Here is a 17,306-nt window from a genome sequence, read left to right as displayed (position 1 = left end):
TAAGCATGTTTAAAGCGGAAAAAATACTTTGGGGTGAAGGTTTATTTTTAAGACCGCAACACTTTCAATTACAAGACACCTATCATGAACAACGGTTAAATCAAACCATTCGTTCAACAATCCCATTCGCTTACGGGATCCAGTCCCTTCGTTTCGATGAAACTCAGTTAGGCACTCATGTGCTAGCTTTAGAGAATATTGAAATGATTTGGCAAGATGGTGAGATTTATACGGCTCCAGCACGTGACTTACTACCTGAGCCTGTACAGTTAGATGACCTGAATCTTCGTGGTGAAATGACCATCTATTTGGCATTATCTATTTTACAGCCGAATAAAAAAAATGTTGCATTTGAAGGCTCAACTCAGCCTAGCCGTTATCATTCGTATTTAAATGAAACCCATGATTTATATACAGATGCGTCACCCGCTGAGATTACATTAGTTCGCCGCAGAGCTGAATTAAAATTAATTGACTCACAAGTGGATGCAAACCATGATCTTGATGGTTTCTTATATATGCCTATTGGTAAAATAAAACGTCAAAGTTCTGGGGCATTTGAAATTGATTATCGCTTTATTCCCCCTATTCTTCATATTGAAGCGTGTGATTCTTTAATCTCAAACTTAAAACGCACTTTAAATGTCATTAAGGCAAAGATTAAATCCATTCAAACCAATAATCGTGAAAATGAACAGAAATTGATTGAGTTCCGTTCTGGCGATATCGTTTCTTTTTGGTTAGTGAATGCTTTAAATACAGCTCACGCAACATTGAGTCATTTATTGTTAAATCCGCAAATTCATCCTGAACGTTTATTTTTTGAATTGCTCCGTTTAACAGGTTCTTTACTTACATTCTCGACAGCATACGAAGTTGAGCATTTACCGCAGTACAAACATCATAATTTACAAGAAAGCTTCTCGCAATTAGATGGGATCTTACGTGATTTACTTGATACGATTATTTCAAGTCGTTACATCAATATCGCATTAAAAGAAATCCGACCGTCTTATTGGGTGGGTAGCCTTGAGTCTGACAAAATCACGCGTGAATCACGTCTTTATATTGCTGTTTCAAGCACGATGATGCAAACGCATGAACTGGTTCAAATCGTGCCTCTACGATTCAAAGTGGGTAATACTGTAGATGTAGAACAGCGTGTTGTATCTGCACTCCCAGCGATTCCAATTCATCACTTAATGCAAGTGCCTACAGCTATTCCAGTACGTTCAGGCGTCAGCTATTTTGAAATTGAACCGCATCATGAGTTATATCAACGTATGCTCGACTCAGAAACAATTTGTATTTATGTCCCCGCTGGTTTCCAAGATATCACCATCGAACTTATTGCTGTGATGAATGGATAAATCAGGAGAATAATGATGAATTTACCTAATGGTGCACCTTCACTCTTCGATGATGGACAAATCGGTGCTGGATCAACACCTCCATCCCAAGCCAAGATCAGTCAAGCGACAAACTTAGTCGACTTAATGCATGATGGCTTCTATATTGTTTTCTTAATTAAAAATCAATATTTACCTGGAAATCCTGAGAATTTCAGAGCTAAAATTCTTGATCAACTGAATCGTTTTGAACAGCAAGCCAAAAAATTGCAATTTTCAGCTGAAGATATTCATGACGCGAAATATGCTTATTGTGCATTACTCGATGAAACGATTGTTACCCAACAAGATCCTAGTTTTTTTAATTTGCAAAACTCTTGGTTAATTAGTCCCTTACAGTTGAGTCTATTTGGTTCTCAATTGGCAGGTTACCAATTTTTTGACATACTCGAACATATACGTTCACGTGGTAAAGATCGTTTAGCGACTTTAGAAGTGTTTCATTACTGCCTATTGCTGGGTTTCCAAGGTAAATATCGTATTGAATCTATTGAAAGCTTAAATCACCTTGTCGCTCGTGTGGGTGATGAAATCGATTATTTAAAAGGTAAAAAAGCGGCTTTTTCGCCATTTTCTGCTTTACCCGATCAAATTAAAAATATTATTCATCGAGAACTTCCATTCACTTGGATTTTATTATTTTTGCTTTTATTTGCTTTGCTGTCGTTTAGTGGGTTACGTTATATGTTGAACAAACATGACCAAACTGCCATGTCTCAATATAATAACGTGATTAGTGCCCCTGCTGAACAAGCACATATAACCATTCATTTACCTTAAAGAATAAGAATATGACTCAAGAAAAGAAAGTAATACGGGTACTACAACCGACAAAGAAAGCAAAAAAAGTTTCTCCAATGCTTTTTGGCATTATAGGAACTGCTTTTGGCGTCGTTGCCACATCTATATTACTTTTTACTTTTTTGAAAGATGACTCTAATGTATCAGCGATCCAAACTCAAACTGAAGCAACTGTTGAAGCGACATCTTCAAATACACAAAGATCAGAAAATCCATTTTCAAAAATTACCGAACAATCCGATGAAACTATAAATAGTGATGAACATGAAGGTTTTAATCAACCTCAGCCAAAGATGAATGAAATAACGCAAGTTTTTCAGCATAAAAAAAATGTTCCGATTGTAGAACCGGTTGAGCCTAAACCGAGTAGTAGCAATCCCTTTGACGTTTTTGGTCAACAAGCCAAACCTGCTCCCGCTTTAGATTCAAAAGCAAAGCTAACAGATAATGCAAAAACAACTCAGGCGAAACTTTCGCAAGTGCCCCCGACACTGGCTAAACCCCTAACCAAAACAGAACAACTGGCAGCCAAAAATAGTCCTAAAGAGCTTTCAAAGGCTAAGCTTGCTGAAAAAGAAGCGGATTTTGAAGTCCCTCATGCAACAGTTCAAATTGCGGTATCACGTTCAGTGAAAGAATAAATTTCGTGATTTTTTTTATTATTTTTAGCTTCATCATACTCGTGACTGCACTTGCTCTCATGATGTCTTATGAGCTTCGTACAAAAGCTAAAGAATTCTTTCAAGGTCTGCTTCCGCAAGGCAAAAAAAAACTGATCTCTGCAAAAAACTTTGCACAACAGATGAATCATGCTGCAGCAATTGAACAAACCCAGTCCCATTGGCATTTACAGCAATGGTGGATTCTTGTTGCAGGCTTTTTATTACTATCGAGTATTATGTTATTTGCATTTACTCGACCTATTGATCCAACGCGCGTAGAAGCGAATTATTTAAAAGCGTCTGATCCTCAAATTTACAACTTACTCAATGGAGATATTCTGTCTCCTCCTCCTGTCGTTGAAGAGGCGCTCGTAGATGCAGCCATTATTGAGGCTGTACGTCTTGAGGCTGAATATACAGCTCAATCAGGTGGCAGTATTGGCTCTAGCGCTATTCCGAATGCTGTTGAAAATGCAGAGTTCTCCCATGGACATTTAGATACGTCAATGGTCAATCGTAAATGGGACAAAATGCACCCACGCTATAAACAGCGGTTACTCATGGTATTCAAAATCATGAAAGAACAACACGGTTATGAGCTGGTCTTATTAGAAGGTTATCGCAGTCCAGCTCGTCAAAATAACTTGTCTCAAAATAAAGCCACGACACTGGCAACAGCTTATAGAAGTTACCATCAGTTTGGCCTTGCGGCAGATGTTGCTTTCAAACGTGATGGGAAAGTTGTCATTTCTGAACGCGATCCATGGGCGATGAAAGGTTATCAACTGTATGGTCAAACAGCTGAATCCGTGGGTTTAGTCTGGGGTGGACGATGGACGAAAATTCATGATTATGGACATACTGAATATCGTTTACCTGGCTTACAGCGAAATCAAGCAACACACGATCGTCTTATTGCGGAAGCAGGTCAAGGCCAATTGATGGCGAATAATATCAATTAGAAGCCTTACATTATTGATATTTGAGAATTTAAATCGTTAAAAATTAATAAATATCATCGTTTAAATTGGATACTTTGAATTTTTTTATGTATTTTCACCAATAAATTTATTGAAAAAATGTTTTACATTGCTGACATTGATAGCCATGTTCATAGTGATATAAGGGAAATCCTATAATTGCAAATAATAAAAATGCTGATCTTTTTCCTTGAGTATAAGGCTCGATCAAATGACTGTCGCATTTAGGACATCGCCTTATTAATTGATCAAATTCTTCATCAACATCTTGGCTAAAATCATGATTTATTAAGAATTTCGCATCATCCATACGATCTTTAGGTACTGCTATTCTTACGCCACCTAGAGCATTCGAATATAACCAATTCATATTAATCGTATGTTCATTTTCGATGAATACAGGGATACCAACTGATATTAATCGAGCCTTCGCAATTTGTGCTTCATATGGATATGAATAACTTGCGATTACAATCCATTTCATCTGTAACACCTTCTATTCTTTTTGCTCTTAAATCATTTTTATCTAGGTTTAATATTGATTAAGAGTGTAGTGATTGACAAATTAATATTGTAAGAAGGTTATTTTTACTCGCTCTATATTAACTAAGAACCCATAGCACTATTGAGGTTTTTCTTTTTTTTCTTTTTTTCTTTAATCCACGCATAAAAAAACACCCCCTGATTTTTCAGGGGGTGTTTTAGAATTAATGAGCTGGCGATGACTTACTCTCACATGGGTAACCCCACACTACCATCAGCGCGAAGAGGTTTCACTTCTGAGTTCGGGAAGGGATCAGGTGGTTCACTCTTGCTATTGTCGCCAGCACAACTGTTTATGGATACTTGCATTGGTCTTATTTAGATGCCAAAGCTTTCTACCAAAAGAGTTATTAACAGAACTATATTTGAGTTGCAGTTTAAGGACTAGCTTTCACTAAATCAAGGTTTTTGTATCAATTAGATCAACAACACCAACTGTTTGGGTGTTGTATAGTCAAGCCTCACGAGTAATTAGTATTGGTCAGCTTCACATATCACTATGCTTCCACATCCAACCTATCAACGTTGTAGTCTTCAACGGCTCTTTAGAGGACATATAGTCCTAGGGAAATCTAATCTTGAGGTAGGCTTCCCGCTTAGATGCTTTCAGCGGTTATCCCTTCCGAACATAGCTACCCGGCGATGCGACTGGCGTCACAACCGGTACACCAGAGGTTCGTCCACTCTGGTCCTCTCGTACTAGGAGCAGATCCTCTCAAATTTCCAACGCCCACGGTAGATAGGGACCGAACTGTCTCACGACGTTCTAAACCCAGCTCGCGTACCTCTTTAAATGGCGAACAGCCATACCCTTGGGACCTGCTTCAGCCCCAGGATGAGATGAGCCGACATCGAGGTGCCAAACACCGCCGTCGATATGAACTCTTGGGCGGTATCAGCCTGTTATCCCCAGAGTACCTTTTATCCGTTGAGCGATGGCCCTTCCATACAGAACCACCGGATCACTAAGACCTACTTTCGTACCTGCTCGACTTGTGGGTCTCGCAGTTAAGCGCGCTTTTGCCTTTATACTCTACGCGTGATTTCCGACCACGCTGAGCGCACCTTCGTACTCCTCCGTTACTCTTTAGGAGGAGACCGCCCCAGTCAAACTACCCACCAGACATGGTCCTCGCTCCAGATAATGGAGCAGAGTTAGAACCTCAATATTACCAGGGTGGTATTTCAAGATTGGCTCCATCGCAACTAGCGTCGCGACTTCAAAGCCTCCCACCTATCCTACACAAGTAAGATCAAAGTTCAATGTCAAGCTGCAGTAAAGGTTCACGGGGTCTTTCCGTCTAGCCGCGGGTACACCGCATCTTCACGGCGAATTCGATTTCACTGAGTCTCTGCTGGAGACAGCGCCCCCATCATTATGCCATTCGTGCAGGTCGGAACTTACCCGACAAGGAATTTCGCTACCTTAGGACCGTTATAGTTACGGCCGCCGTTTACTGGGGCTTCGATCAAGAGCTTCGCTTACGCTAACCCCATCAATTAACCTTCCAGCACCGGGCAGGCATCACACCCTATACGTCCACTTTCGTGTTTGCAGAGTGCTATGTTTTTAATAAACAGTTGCAGGGGCCTGGTTTCTGTGGCTGTCAACCGCTCAAACCGCAAGGGTTATCACCGTCGACAGCGTACCTTCTCCCGAAGTTACGGTACCATTTTGCCTAGTTCCTTCAGCAGAGTTCTCTCAAGCGCTTTGGTCTACTCGACCTGACCACCTGTGTCGGTTTCGGGTACGATTCCTGTGTAACTGAAGCTTAGAGACTTTTCCTGGAAGTATGGTATCAGCCACTTCGCTAGTAAACTAGCTTGCTATCAGCTCTCAGCATAGAGCACCCCGGATTTGCCTAAGATGCATGCCTACAACCTTTCACCTGGACAACCAACGCCAGGCTGACTTAACCTTCTCCGTCCTCTCATCGCATTACACAGAAGTATTGGAATATTAACCAATTTCCCATCGACTACGCCTCTCGGCCTCGCCTTAGGGGTCGACTCACCCAGCCCCGATTAACGTTGGACTGGAACCCTTGGTCTTTCAGCGAACGAGTTTTTCACTCGTTTTGTCGTTACTCACGTCAGCATTCGCACTTCTGATACCTCCAGCAGACTTCTCAATCCACCTTCATCGGCTTACAGAACGCTCCCCTACCACTTGCAATAAATTGCAAATCCGCAGCTTCGGCATATAGTTTTAGCCCCGTTACATCTTCCGCGCAGGCCGACTCGACTAGTGAGCTATTACGCTTTCTTTAAAGGATGGCTGCTTCTAAGCCAACCTCCTAGCTGTCTATGCCTTCCCACATCGTTTCCCACTTAACTATAATTTTGGGGCCTTAGCTGGCGGTCTGGATTGTTTTCCTCTTGACTACGGACGTTAGCACCCGCAGTCTGTCTCCCGGATAGTACTCATTGGTATTCGGAGTTTGCATCGGTTTGGTAAGTCGGGATGACCCCCTAGCCGAAACAGTGCTCTACCCCCAATGGTATTCGTCCGAGGCGCTACCTAAATAGCTTTCGGGGAGAACCAGCTATCACCAGGCTTGATTAGCCTTTCACCCCTATCCACAAGTCATCCCCTGGCTTTTCAACGACAGTGGGTTCGGTCCTCCAGTTAGTGTTACCCAACCTTCAACCTGCTCATGGATAGATCGCCTGGTTTCGGGTCTACACCCAGCAACTAAACGCCCTATTAAGACTCGATTTCTCTACGGCTCCCCTATTCGGTTAACCTTGCTACTGAATGTAAGTCGCTGACCCATTATACAAAAGGTACGCAGTCACCGGACTCAATGCCGGCTCCCACTGCTTGTATGCATGCGGTTTCAGGATCTATTTCACTCCCCTCACAGGGGTTCTTTTCGCCTTTCCCTCACGGTACTGGTTCACTATCGGTCAGTCAGGAGTATTTAGCCTTGGAGGATGGTCCCCCCATATTCAGACAAGGTTTCACGTGCCCCGCCCTACTCGACATCATCATATAAGCCCTTTCGTGTACAGGACTATCACCCACTACGGTTGCACTTCCCAGAGCATTCCACTAGAACTTATATGACTTAATGGGCTTTTCCCCGTTCGCTCGCCGCTACTAAGGGAATCTCAATTGATTTCTTTTCCTAAGGGTACTGAGATGTTTCACTTCCCCTCGTTCGCCTTGCATGACTATGTATTCATCATGCAATACCTACCTTATGGTAAGTGGGTTTCCCCATTCAGAAATCTCCGGATCACAGGATATTTGCCGCCTCCCCGGAGCTTATCGCAGGCTATTACGTCTTTCATCGCCTCTGACTGCCAAGGCATCCACCACATGCACTTAATTACTTGACTATACAACCCCAAACAGTCGATTGTTCTTACAAGCAGAACATTCAACATTACAGTTTGACGCACTGTGAACTTAATCACTGTACAGCTTCAATCTAATTCATATACCAAAACGCTTGATTCAGTTAATCGCTAGTTTCTCAACATTCTATCTTCATCCAAACCTGTCACTTGCGTGTCACATTTAAATGTCAATTTACTGTTGAGCCTTAAACAATTTATTTCAACTCAAATATATTCTGTTAATGATTTTTCTAGCCTTCGTCAGGTCTAGAAACTGTGATAAATCACAGAACTTAATAAACTCAAACCAATCAATGGTTGATATTCACTAAGTTCTATAATTTCTCAGCTTATTCACTTAAAGTGAATGGTGGAGACTAACGGAGTCGAACCGTTGACCTCCTGCGTGCAAAGCAGGCGCTCTACCAACTAAGCTAAGTCCCCAGCTTATCATATAGATCGACGTATCTTTTTATCTGTAAAGTTCGCAGAGTGGTGGGTCTGACAAGACTTGAACTTGTGACCCCACGCTTATCAAGCGTGTGCTCTAACCAACTGAGCTACAGACCCTCAGATACATCTTCATGAAGAACAACTTGTTGTGGATTCTTACCGATCGTCAATCTTTCGTTAAGGAGGTGATCCAGCCGCAGGTTCCCCTACGGCTACCTTGTTACGACTTCACCCCAGTCATCGGCCACACCGTGGTAAGCGTCCTCCTTGCGGTTAGACTACCTACTTCTGGTGCAACAAACTCCCATGGTGTGACGGGCGGTGTGTACAAGGCCCGGGAACGTATTCACCGCGGCATTCTGATCCGCGATTACTAGCGATTCCGACTTCATGGAGTCGAGTTGCAGACTCCAATCCGGACTACGATCGGCTTTTTGAGATTAGCATCCTATCGCTAGGTAGCAACCCTTTGTACCGACCATTGTAGCACGTGTGTAGCCCTGGTCGTAAGGGCCATGATGACTTGACGTCGTCCCCGCCTTCCTCCAGTTTGTCACTGGCAGTATCCTTAAAGTTCCCGGCTTAACCCGCTGGCAAATAAGGAAAAGGGTTGCGCTCGTTGCGGGACTTAACCCAACATCTCACGACACGAGCTGACGACAGCCATGCAGCACCTGTATCAGAGTTCCCGAAGGCACCAATCCATCTCTGGAAAGTTCTCTGTATGTCAAGACCAGGTAAGGTTCTTCGCGTTGCATCGAATTAAACCACATGCTCCACCGCTTGTGCGGGCCCCCGTCAATTCATTTGAGTTTTAGTCTTGCGACCGTACTCCCCAGGCGGTCTACTTATCGCGTTAGCTGCGCCACTAAAGTCTCAAAGACCCCAACGGCTAGTAGACATCGTTTACGGCATGGACTACCAGGGTATCTAATCCTGTTTGCTCCCCATGCTTTCGTACCTCAGTGTCAGTATTAGGCCAGATGGCTGCCTTCGCCATCGGTATTCCTCCAGATCTCTACGCATTTCACCGCTACACCTGGAATTCTACCATCCTCTCCCATACTCTAGCCAACCAGTATCGAATGCAATTCCTAAGTTAAGCTCAGGGATTTCACATTTGACTTAATTGGCCACCTACGCACGCTTTACGCCCAGTAAATCCGATTAACGCTCGCACCCTCTGTATTACCGCGGCTGCTGGCACAGAGTTAGCCGGTGCTTATTCTGCGAGTAACGTCCACTATCTCAGAGTATTAATCCAAGTAGCCTCCTCCTCGCTTAAAGTGCTTTACAACCAAAAGGCCTTCTTCACACACGCGGCATGGCTGGATCAGGGTTCCCCCCATTGTCCAATATTCCCCACTGCTGCCTCCCGTAGGAGTCTGGGCCGTGTCTCAGTCCCAGTGTGGCGGATCATCCTCTCAGACCCGCTACAGATCGTCGCCTTGGTAGGCCTTTACCCCACCAACTAGCTAATCCGACTTAGGCTCATCCATTAACGCAAGGTCCGAAGATCCCCTGCTTTCCCCCGTAGGGCGTATGCGGTATTAGCAGTCGTTTCCAACTGTTGTCCCCCATTAATGGGCAGATTCCTAAGTATTACTCACCCGTCCGCCGCTAGGTCCAGTAGCAAGCTACTTTTCCCCGCTCGACTTGCATGTGTTAAGCCTGCCGCCAGCGTTCAATCTGAGCCATGATCAAACTCTTCAGTTTAATATTGCTTAGTGCCTTAAAGGGCACCAATCTTGGCTCATCAATTTTCTGACAAATATTTCTCAAATAAACTTCGAGTAATTTCTACCATCAATCAATGAAAATAATTTCGATCAATCAACCAGTAAAAATCCACACAAGTTGTTCTTCATAATCTCTTAATGATCTTCTTAATACTTCGTCAGTATTAAGTGCTGGACTTCAATAAACTGAACAACTCAGCACTTCGTGCTTCGTTCGTTTCCGTCTATCTCGTCGGTATGGGCACATTATAGGGCAATAATTTTCAGACGCAAGCGCTTTTAACTTACTGTTTTATCAAGTGTTCTATTTTTATGCACCACAATGAATCATATTTAACCAAGTCTAAGCATAAACCTTTAATAATAAAGCAGAAACATGAGTGAAATATTTCTGCTTTAAAAATTTACTCTTATTTCTTGGTCGGTGCTTTAATCGTCACATTAATGATTTTTATTGGATGATTTGGAACATCTTGATGCATTCCATAACGGCCTGTCGGCACTTTAACGATTTTATCGACCACTTCCATACCTTTAGTCACCTTACCAAAGACGGCATAACCAGGATTTCCTGCTGTTCTGTTTAAGAAGTCGTTATTAGCAACATTAATAAAGAACTGACTGCTTGCTGAATTGGGGTTATTGGTCCGCGCCATCGCCAATGTGCCACGCTCATTGGTTAAACCATTACTCGATTCGTTTTGAATAGGCGCTCTGGTTTGCTTCTCAATCATTTTGGCATCCATACCACCACCCTGCACCATGAAGCCTGGGATGACGCGATGAAATATAGTCCCATTATAAAAGTTAGACTGTACATAGCTTTTAAAATTTTTAGCAGAAATTGGCGCTTTATCATCATAAAGCTCAATCTCGATATCGCCCATCGAGGTTTTAATTTGCATCTGCGTATTCGCTGCCATTAACATCGAGCTGCTCATTACAAGGGTAAATCCTAGTGCTAGCTTTTTTAACATATGAGATGACCTATTCAAATAATCAAAAATCTTCATTCTTATACTATCGATTTTTATTTTAAAATTCATGATGCTTTTTATATGTATTTTATACGCCTTCATCTATCAGTTTTAGATTAGATAAAAAATTAGATAAAATGAACAACAGAATAAAATCGCGAAACTTCTTTAATAAATAATTTTTACAACAACACATTTACAATCAGTAATCCCTCACCCTAGCCTTCAACCGGAAGGAGAGCGAGTTTTTTCATATGGATTCTATCGCACAATGATTTTTTTGATTTATAAAAGATATCTACTATTAGTATGAGTGACAGAGTTGGCCAACAGAATTAAGTTTTTAAAAAGCTATTTTCTATTTCCCATTTTTTACTGTTCATTTATTAATGTTCATTCATTAGCTTATTACTTATTACTTATTAACTTAAACTTAGCCCCCTCGTGCTTTCTTTAAATCACGAGGGGTCTATTTATAAATCAAATTCATATTGCCTGAATAAAGAGTATTAACTTGCTTTATCCCAAAACTTTCTAAACTCTCGAGCTATCTCAATCACATTCTTTTTGGCCTTACTTGAGATCAAGGTGAGATTAATGAAACCATGCGTTTGATCTTCATAGTCCTGATAAAAGACTTTCGTTCCATTTTGACGTAGCTTATGTGCGTAAATTTTTCCTTCATCATGCAGCACATCATGCCCTGCTGTAATCACATATGCAGGAGCGAGCTTTTTCAGATTCCCATTGATCGGTGAAATTAATGGATGATCTAAAGCAACTTTATGCCGTGTCGCATAATATTCCGTCACGTAATCTATATCCGTACCCGTCAGAACTAACCCCTCTTTATATGCAAAGAAAGATGGGTGGCGACTTTTGAAATCTACTGCAGGATAAATAAGGAGTTGAGCTTGAGGTGCATAACTCGCATTCACCGTGCGCTGCGAAACCACAGCACTGATATTACCGCCTGCGCTATCTCCCGCCACGGCAATTCTATTTTTTAAGATTTTAAACTGTCTTCTATTTTGATAAACCCAAGCCAACGCATCTTCACACGATTGAATCATAACTTGAGGCGACACTTCAGGTGCTAATGGATATTCAATACTTAAAACCTGTGCTTTGGCATGAATGGCCAACAAACGACAAGCTTCATCGTGCGTATTGACACTACCAACCACAAAACCGCCACCATGATAAAAAATAATCATCGGTAATTTTTTATTGGGTGCTGGATGATAATGCCGCGCAAATATACTTCCGCTCTGTAAAGGCATCCGAATATCTTCTACAAATTGTACGTGAGTAGATTTATGCGTAATCGATTGTATTTGCGTTTCAAACATTTTGCGTGAATGGGTGACATCGGCGCCAATAAAACCAGACTTACCTTGCTTTAATTGAGCGGCCATTAAACATTTAGTAAAACTATCTAACTCTGGGTAGTCATAGGGATAAGCCAAAAGCTTAACGAGTGACTCCTGTACCAAACTGGGTAATCGGTCTAGTGCACGTCCAGCAGATCCCTGCCCATTTTCGATTAGATGTTGTAATTTATTATTTAATGTACCCATCTTAGATCCTTCCCCTATTCTTCATATTCTCTACATGATCGGGATTTGACTGACTATATTGTTATACAAGTCTATATATCAATATACAAATACCAAACTCAGATACGCTAATCTGAGCATACAGTCTTGTCATTGACTATTTATCTAAATATCAAATTATTTTTGTTATCCCAACTATCCATATAAAGGTGAAAGCTATGGAGATTAAAGCACTATTTATTTCGATAGCAACGGCCGTTCTCGCAGTAGGATGTGTTGCATTCCCTGATGATGGCCCTTATTACTCAGGCGGTTATGATCGTTCAGATAGAAACTACGATCGTAACTATGACCGCAATTATGATCGGAATCGTTATGAACGTGAGCGTGCTCAACGTGCACACCAACTACGTTTAGAGCAAGAACGTCGCCAACGTGAATATAACATCGCCCGAAATCAACGTGACCAAGCCAAGCGTGAGCATGAGCGTCGTAAACATCTTGAAAACCGTAAGCGTGAAATCGATAAAAAGCGCCATGAAGATCGAAACCGCTGGAGAAACAACCCACAATCGAGACCCGATTTAAGCAATAACCGAAAGTCTTGGGAAAAAGCCCGTGAAAAACGTCAAGAGCAACGTTTTAAAAATAGTCGTGAACGTGATAAACGAGACTAAACAAGATCATTCAATTTGAATTTTCTGCTCATATTTGAAAGTACTGCATCTATTTATCGTATCTAAATTTCAAATTCCTCTTTGGCCTGATTAAAACATCAGGCCTTTTTTTTATCCGTGAGAATTTGATTGAGCAGGACTAAACTTCATTGTCTATAACGTCTATAACTTCTTGTCAAAAGCTTCTGATATAGATGAAAAGTTAAATAGATATAAAGTTAAAGAAAAAAATAGACAGGAGAGGCATCCGACCTCCTGTCTATTCTTCATTTGAAATGCTTTAACTATTTGAAGTTATTGACCCTACGATTTATTTCATAGGTTAAGTAGACGTAGCAATGCGTCCGTATCAACAAAAATAGTTATCGATTTCATTGCGCTCTGTCGTTAAAAAGATCTGTTGTTCAAAAGACCTGTTATCAGAAAAACTAATGTTTTAAACAGCTTTTTTTTAAACAGGCTTATTGAACAGGTTGTTGAGTTTCTGGAACATCACCCATCGGCGTTGCTTGCATTGGCTCAGCTTGTTCAAGCATTGGATCACTTTGTACAGCCACACCGTTTTGTGAACTTGATTCAAGAGTAGAGTTTTGCGCTGTGGAATGATCTACAGACTCAACCTGCTGTGATGATTGTGCTGTTTCAGGGGATTCAGTCGATGCACAACCCACCATAGTTAAACTTGCACCAGCAAAAACTAAAGATAAAAGACCTAACTTATTCATATAACTATTCCTTAAAAAAATCACTCGAAACTCTGTTTAGCTTCGAGTGCCTATCATTCCTAAGTTTGATTTTCTTTGCGTTTAAAGTTGGTCAGTTTTTTAATGTGCTCGCGTTACATCATCCTAAAAATTGTAAAATGATATTTTTAAGTCAAAATTCTAATTAATTCTGCAGCTAAACCTTTCATTAAATTTAAGATAATGGTCATTTTTATATAAATTTTCTTCATTTGAGTACGATTAAAATTACTGCTGCCAATAACATTGGTAATATTTATCACCTATATAGTTACATTGTAATTTCTTAATAGATAAACAAAAAAAAAGCTCATCCAAGGAGGTTGGATGAGCTATGAAAAAGCATAATTAAAAAAACAAATAGAAACTACAGCGTGAGTATCTGGTGAAAGATAATACAATTGATCAAATTTTAGCTGAAAGACTTGTTAAATATTAATTCATCGTTTTTAAGTCTTAATTACTAAGAATCGCTAAAAATCCTTAAAAAGTGTGCAAAACATCACATAATTAGAGCTTAAAATGCCGCTTATTGCTAAAACAAATCATCTTTATCGAATTTTTCCTTTGTTATCCCCCATTAGCAAATACTGATCTCGGAATTTTCTCATCTAAATTCCTTAAATAAGTCGCTTAGTAGCTTGAATTTTACTAAGTCGCCCACATTTCTTGTCTATTGATGAATTAAACACACATGGCAGTTCAGCATTAACATGGTTAATTAAACTGATGCCTTAAGGACTGTACATGTTTAAAAACCCATTTAAGCGGAGATCTTCCATGGCAAATGAGCAAATCGATCCAACTCAAGAAATTCAAGCAGACAACGTAGAACAGCAAACTGCTGCCGAGCAACCAGAATCGAATGTTGAAGATCTACAAGCTCAAATTGCAGCTTTAACTGAAAATCTGAAATATGAAAAAGCGGTTGCTGCTAATGCTAAATATGAAGCAGAGAAAACCAAAGAGCGTCTAGAGCGTGAAGCAGATATATCGAAAAAATTTGCTTTAGAAAAAATTGCGAAAGAGCTTTTGGACACTGTCGATAACCTTGAGCGAGCAATTGCGGCAACAGGTGAAGAAAAAACAGCACTTTCTGAAGGTGTTGAATTGACACTGAAATCATTGCTCACGACTTTAGAAAAATTTGGCATCGTTGTGGTGGATACCGACAACGGATTTAATGCAGATTTCCATCAAGCTGTTGGCATTGCGCCTGACGCAAAAGCTGGCGAAGTCGGTACTGTATTGCAAAAAGGTTATACCTTGGCGGGGCGTCTCCTTCGTCCAGCAATGGTTTTGGTTGGTCAATAAGCAGCACATAGCTAAGACATATTTGGCTAAACACTAAAGAATTCGAGAGTTTTTCATTTTTTTTTACAATTTTACTTGAAAAATTTTGAATGGCTCTCATATCGGATAACAAGCATAAACAATTGCAAAAATATTTTTGAGGAAACATCCAAATGGCTAAAATCATTGGTATCGATTTAGGTACAACAAACTCTTGTGTTGCTGTTCTTGAAGGCGACAAAGTTAAAGTCATCGACAATGCTGAAGGTGCACGTACTACACCTTCTATCGTTGCATATAAAGACGGTGAAATCCTTGTCGGTCAATCTGCTAAACGTCAAGCAGTAACCAACCCTAAAAATACATTATTCGCGATCAAGCGTTTAATCGGTCGTAAGTATCAAGACCAAGCGGTTCAAAAAGATATCGGTCTTGTTCCTTACAAAATCGTGAAAGCAGACAATGGCGATGCTTGGGTAGATGTAAACGATAAAAAATTCGCGCCACAACAAATCTCTGCTGAAATCTTGAAAAAGATGAAGAAAACTGCAGAAGACTATCTTGGCGAAACGGTAACTGAAGCAGTCATTACTGTTCCTGCTTATTTTAACGATGCACAACGTCAAGCAACGAAAGATGCAGGTAAAATTGCAGGCTTAGAAGTTAAACGTATCATCAACGAACCAACTGCTGCTGCTCTTGCGTTCGGTATGGACAAAAAAGAAGGCGACCGTAAAATCGCAGTTTACGACTTAGGTGGCGGTACTTTTGACGTATCAATCATCGAAATCGCTGACTTAGATGGCGACCAACAAATCGAAGTATTGTCGACTAACGGTGATACATTCCTAGGTGGTGAAGATTTCGATAACGCATTAATCGAATTCTTGGTTGAAGAATTTAAGAAAGAACAAAGCTTTAACTTGAAGCAAGATCCACTTGCACTTCAACGTTTGAAAGAAGCTGCTGAAAAAGCAAAAATCGAACTTTCTTCTTCAAATGCAACTGAAATTAACCTTCCTTACATCACTGCTGATGCAACGGGTCCTAAACACTTAGTGATCAATGTTACTCGTGCAAAACTTGAAGGTTTGGTTGCTGACTTGGTTGCGCGTACCATTGAGCCATGTAAGATTGCGCTTAAAGATGCAGGTCTTTCGACTTCTGACATCTCTGACGTGATTTTGGTCGGTGGTCAATCACGTATGCCATTGGTTCAACAGAAAGTTCAAGAATTCTTCGGTAAAGAACCACGTAAAGACGTAAACCCTGACGAAGCTGTAGCAATGGGTGCTGCGATTCAAGGTGCGGTACTTTCAGGTGACAAAACTGACGTACTTTTACTTGACGTTACACCGCTTACACTGGGTATTGAAACCATGGGTGGCGTGTTAACAGCGATCATTGAGAAAAACACGACGATTCCTGCGAAGAAATCTCAAGTGTTCTCAACTGCTGCTGACAATCAGCCTGCTGTAGACATTTCTGTGTTCCAAGGTGAACGTAAAATGGCTCAGCAAAACAAATTGTTAGGCAACTTCCAATTGGGCGACATTCCACCTGCACCACGTGGCGTGCCACAAATTGAAGTGTCTTTCGACATCAATGCTGATGGTATCTTGAAAGTATCAGCTAAAGATAAGAGCACTGGTAAAGAACAGTCGATTCAAATTAAAGCGAACTCTGGTTTGAGCGATGCTGAAATTGAAGCGATGATTAAAGATGCTGAAGCGAATGCTGAAGAAGATCGTAAATTTGAAGATCTTGCAAAAGCACGTAACGAAGCTGATGCATTGGTTTCTTCTGCTCAAAAAGCAGTGAAAGATCTTGGCGAAACCGTTACTGCTGATGAGAAAACAGCAATTGAAACTGCAGTTGCTGAGCTTGAAGCTTCAACGAAAGAAAATGATGTTGAAGAAATTAAAGCGAAAACTGAAGCACTTCAAAACATCATTATGCCGATTAGCCAACGTGCTTATGAAGCAACTCAAGGCGCTCAAGGTGGTGCTGAAGGTTTTGATCCAAGCGCATTTGGTGGTGATGCTGGTCAACAACAGCAAAAAGCGGATGATGGCGTTGTAGATGCTGAATTCACTGAAGTTAAAGAAGACAAAAAATAATTTGT

The 17,306-nt window shown here is 41.0% G+C and carries 11 protein-coding genes, 2 tRNA genes and 3 rRNA genes; 7 read left to right on the top strand and 9 right to left on the bottom strand.

Translation table 11 applies throughout. From position 1 onward, the window contains the following. The first annotated feature begins 5 nt into the window (after positions 1–5). From tssK to V5M36_RS00150, 4 genes are read left to right on the top strand one after another with little or no spacing between them, the layout of a single operon-like run. On the top strand, positions 6–1,370 hold the full coding sequence (gene tssK, locus V5M36_RS00165) for a type VI secretion system baseplate subunit TssK (RefSeq protein WP_338560788.1): 1,365 nt from the start codon (positions 6–8) through the stop codon (positions 1,368–1,370). A gap of 15 nt (positions 1,371–1,385) precedes the next feature. Continuing rightward, positions 1,386–2,189, top strand: a complete 804-nt coding sequence (gene icmH / locus V5M36_RS00160) for a type IVB secretion system protein IcmH/DotU (protein ID WP_338560786.1) — start codon at positions 1,386–1,388, stop codon at positions 2,187–2,189. A gap of 11 nt (positions 2,190–2,200) precedes the next feature. Further along, a complete protein-coding gene (locus tag V5M36_RS00155) occupies positions 2,201–2,851 on the top strand; it encodes a hypothetical protein (protein ID WP_338560784.1) in 651 nt (216 codons plus the stop codon). A gap of 5 nt (positions 2,852–2,856) precedes the next feature. Then, on the top strand, positions 2,857–3,834 hold the full coding sequence (locus V5M36_RS00150; RefSeq protein ID WP_445206292.1) for a M15 family metallopeptidase: 978 nt from the start codon (positions 2,857–2,859) through the stop codon (positions 3,832–3,834). A 106-nt stretch (positions 3,835–3,940) separates the two neighbouring features. On the opposite strand, the gene V5M36_RS00145 is transcribed toward V5M36_RS00150, so the two are convergent. The 8 genes from V5M36_RS00145 to V5M36_RS00110 all read right to left on the bottom strand — a co-directional run bounded on the left by V5M36_RS00145 (position 3,941) and on the right by V5M36_RS00110 (position 12,489). Further along, on the bottom strand, positions 3,941–4,336 hold the full coding sequence (locus V5M36_RS00145) for a putative signal transducing protein (RefSeq protein WP_338560781.1): 396 nt from the start codon (positions 4,334–4,336) through the stop codon (positions 3,941–3,943). 229 nt (positions 4,337–4,565) lie between these two features. Beyond that, positions 4,566–4,680, bottom strand: a 5S ribosomal RNA gene (gene rrf, locus V5M36_RS00140). A 165-nt stretch (positions 4,681–4,845) separates the two neighbouring features. Further along, positions 4,846–7,740, bottom strand: a 23S ribosomal RNA gene (locus V5M36_RS00135). 368 nt (positions 7,741–8,108) lie between these two features. Further along, a tRNA-Ala gene (locus V5M36_RS00130) sits at positions 8,109–8,184 on the bottom strand. 49 nt (positions 8,185–8,233) lie between these two features. Further along, positions 8,234–8,310 (bottom strand) — tRNA-Ile (locus tag V5M36_RS00125). A gap of 61 nt (positions 8,311–8,371) precedes the next feature. Further along, positions 8,372–9,909 (bottom strand): 16S ribosomal RNA (locus V5M36_RS00120). The 16S, 23S and 5S rRNA genes sit together here with 2 tRNA genes alongside, the layout of an rRNA operon. 433 nt (positions 9,910–10,342) lie before the next feature. Next, entirely contained in the window at positions 10,343–10,909 is a 567-nt protein-coding gene (locus V5M36_RS00115; RefSeq protein ID WP_338560779.1) for a peptidylprolyl isomerase, read from the bottom strand. Between the two features lie 509 nt (positions 10,910–11,418). Further along, positions 11,419–12,489: an alpha/beta hydrolase gene (locus tag V5M36_RS00110; protein WP_338560777.1), complete on the bottom strand. Its 1,071-nt coding sequence runs from the start codon at positions 12,487–12,489 to the stop codon at positions 11,419–11,421. A 197-nt stretch (positions 12,490–12,686) separates the two neighbouring features. Here V5M36_RS00110 and V5M36_RS00105 point away from each other — a divergent pair, with 197 nt between their 5' ends. Next, complete coding sequence (locus V5M36_RS00105; protein ID WP_338560775.1) at positions 12,687–13,145, top strand: hypothetical protein; 459 nt, start codon at positions 12,687–12,689, stop codon at positions 13,143–13,145. Positions 13,146–13,606: 461 nt separating this feature from the next. Here V5M36_RS00105 and V5M36_RS00100 read toward each other — a convergent pair whose 3' ends face one another. Further along, positions 13,607–13,870, bottom strand: a complete 264-nt coding sequence (locus tag V5M36_RS00100; protein WP_338560773.1) for a molybdenum ABC transporter substrate-binding protein — start codon at positions 13,868–13,870, stop codon at positions 13,607–13,609. Between the two features lie 765 nt (positions 13,871–14,635). Between V5M36_RS00100 and grpE the strand changes: the two genes are divergently transcribed. Next, positions 14,636–15,202, top strand: coding sequence for a nucleotide exchange factor GrpE (grpE, locus tag V5M36_RS00095; RefSeq protein ID WP_338560771.1), 567 nt, complete (start codon positions 14,636–14,638; stop codon positions 15,200–15,202). A 152-nt stretch (positions 15,203–15,354) separates the two neighbouring features. Further along, complete coding sequence (gene dnaK / locus V5M36_RS00090; RefSeq protein ID WP_338560768.1) at positions 15,355–17,301, top strand: molecular chaperone DnaK; 1,947 nt, start codon at positions 15,355–15,357, stop codon at positions 17,299–17,301. Positions 17,302–17,306: the final 5 nt, after the last annotated feature.

The organism is Acinetobacter sp. KS-LM10 (assembly GCF_036896575.1).
Classification (GTDB): domain Bacteria; phylum Pseudomonadota; class Gammaproteobacteria; order Pseudomonadales; family Moraxellaceae; genus Acinetobacter; species Acinetobacter avistercoris.
Note: the sequence above shows the minus strand (reverse complement) of the source record. Positions and strands in the feature narration are given on the sequence as shown.

Coding starts and splice junctions, on each gene's coding strand:
- tssK (WP_338560788.1), top strand. CDS start 6: ATGTTTAAAGCGGAAAAAATACTTTGGGGTGAAGGTTTATTTTTAAGA.
- icmH (WP_338560786.1), top strand. CDS start 1,386: ATGAATTTACCTAATGGTGCACCTTCACTCTTCGATGATGGACAAATC.
- V5M36_RS00155 (WP_338560784.1), top strand. CDS start 2,201: ATGACTCAAGAAAAGAAAGTAATACGGGTACTACAACCGACAAAGAAA.
- V5M36_RS00145 (WP_338560781.1), bottom strand. CDS start 4,336: ATGAAATGGATTGTAATCGCAAGTTATTCATATCCATATGAAGCACAA.
- V5M36_RS00115 (WP_338560779.1), bottom strand. CDS start 10,909: ATGTTAAAAAAGCTAGCACTAGGATTTACCCTTGTAATGAGCAGCTCG.
- V5M36_RS00110 (WP_338560777.1), bottom strand. CDS start 12,489: ATGGGTACATTAAATAATAAATTACAACATCTAATCGAAAATGGGCAG.
- V5M36_RS00105 (WP_338560775.1), top strand. CDS start 12,687: ATGGAGATTAAAGCACTATTTATTTCGATAGCAACGGCCGTTCTCGCA.
- V5M36_RS00100 (WP_338560773.1), bottom strand. CDS start 13,870: ATGAATAAGTTAGGTCTTTTATCTTTAGTTTTTGCTGGTGCAAGTTTA.
- grpE (WP_338560771.1), top strand. CDS start 14,636: ATGTTTAAAAACCCATTTAAGCGGAGATCTTCCATGGCAAATGAGCAA.
- dnaK (WP_338560768.1), top strand. CDS start 15,355: ATGGCTAAAATCATTGGTATCGATTTAGGTACAACAAACTCTTGTGTT.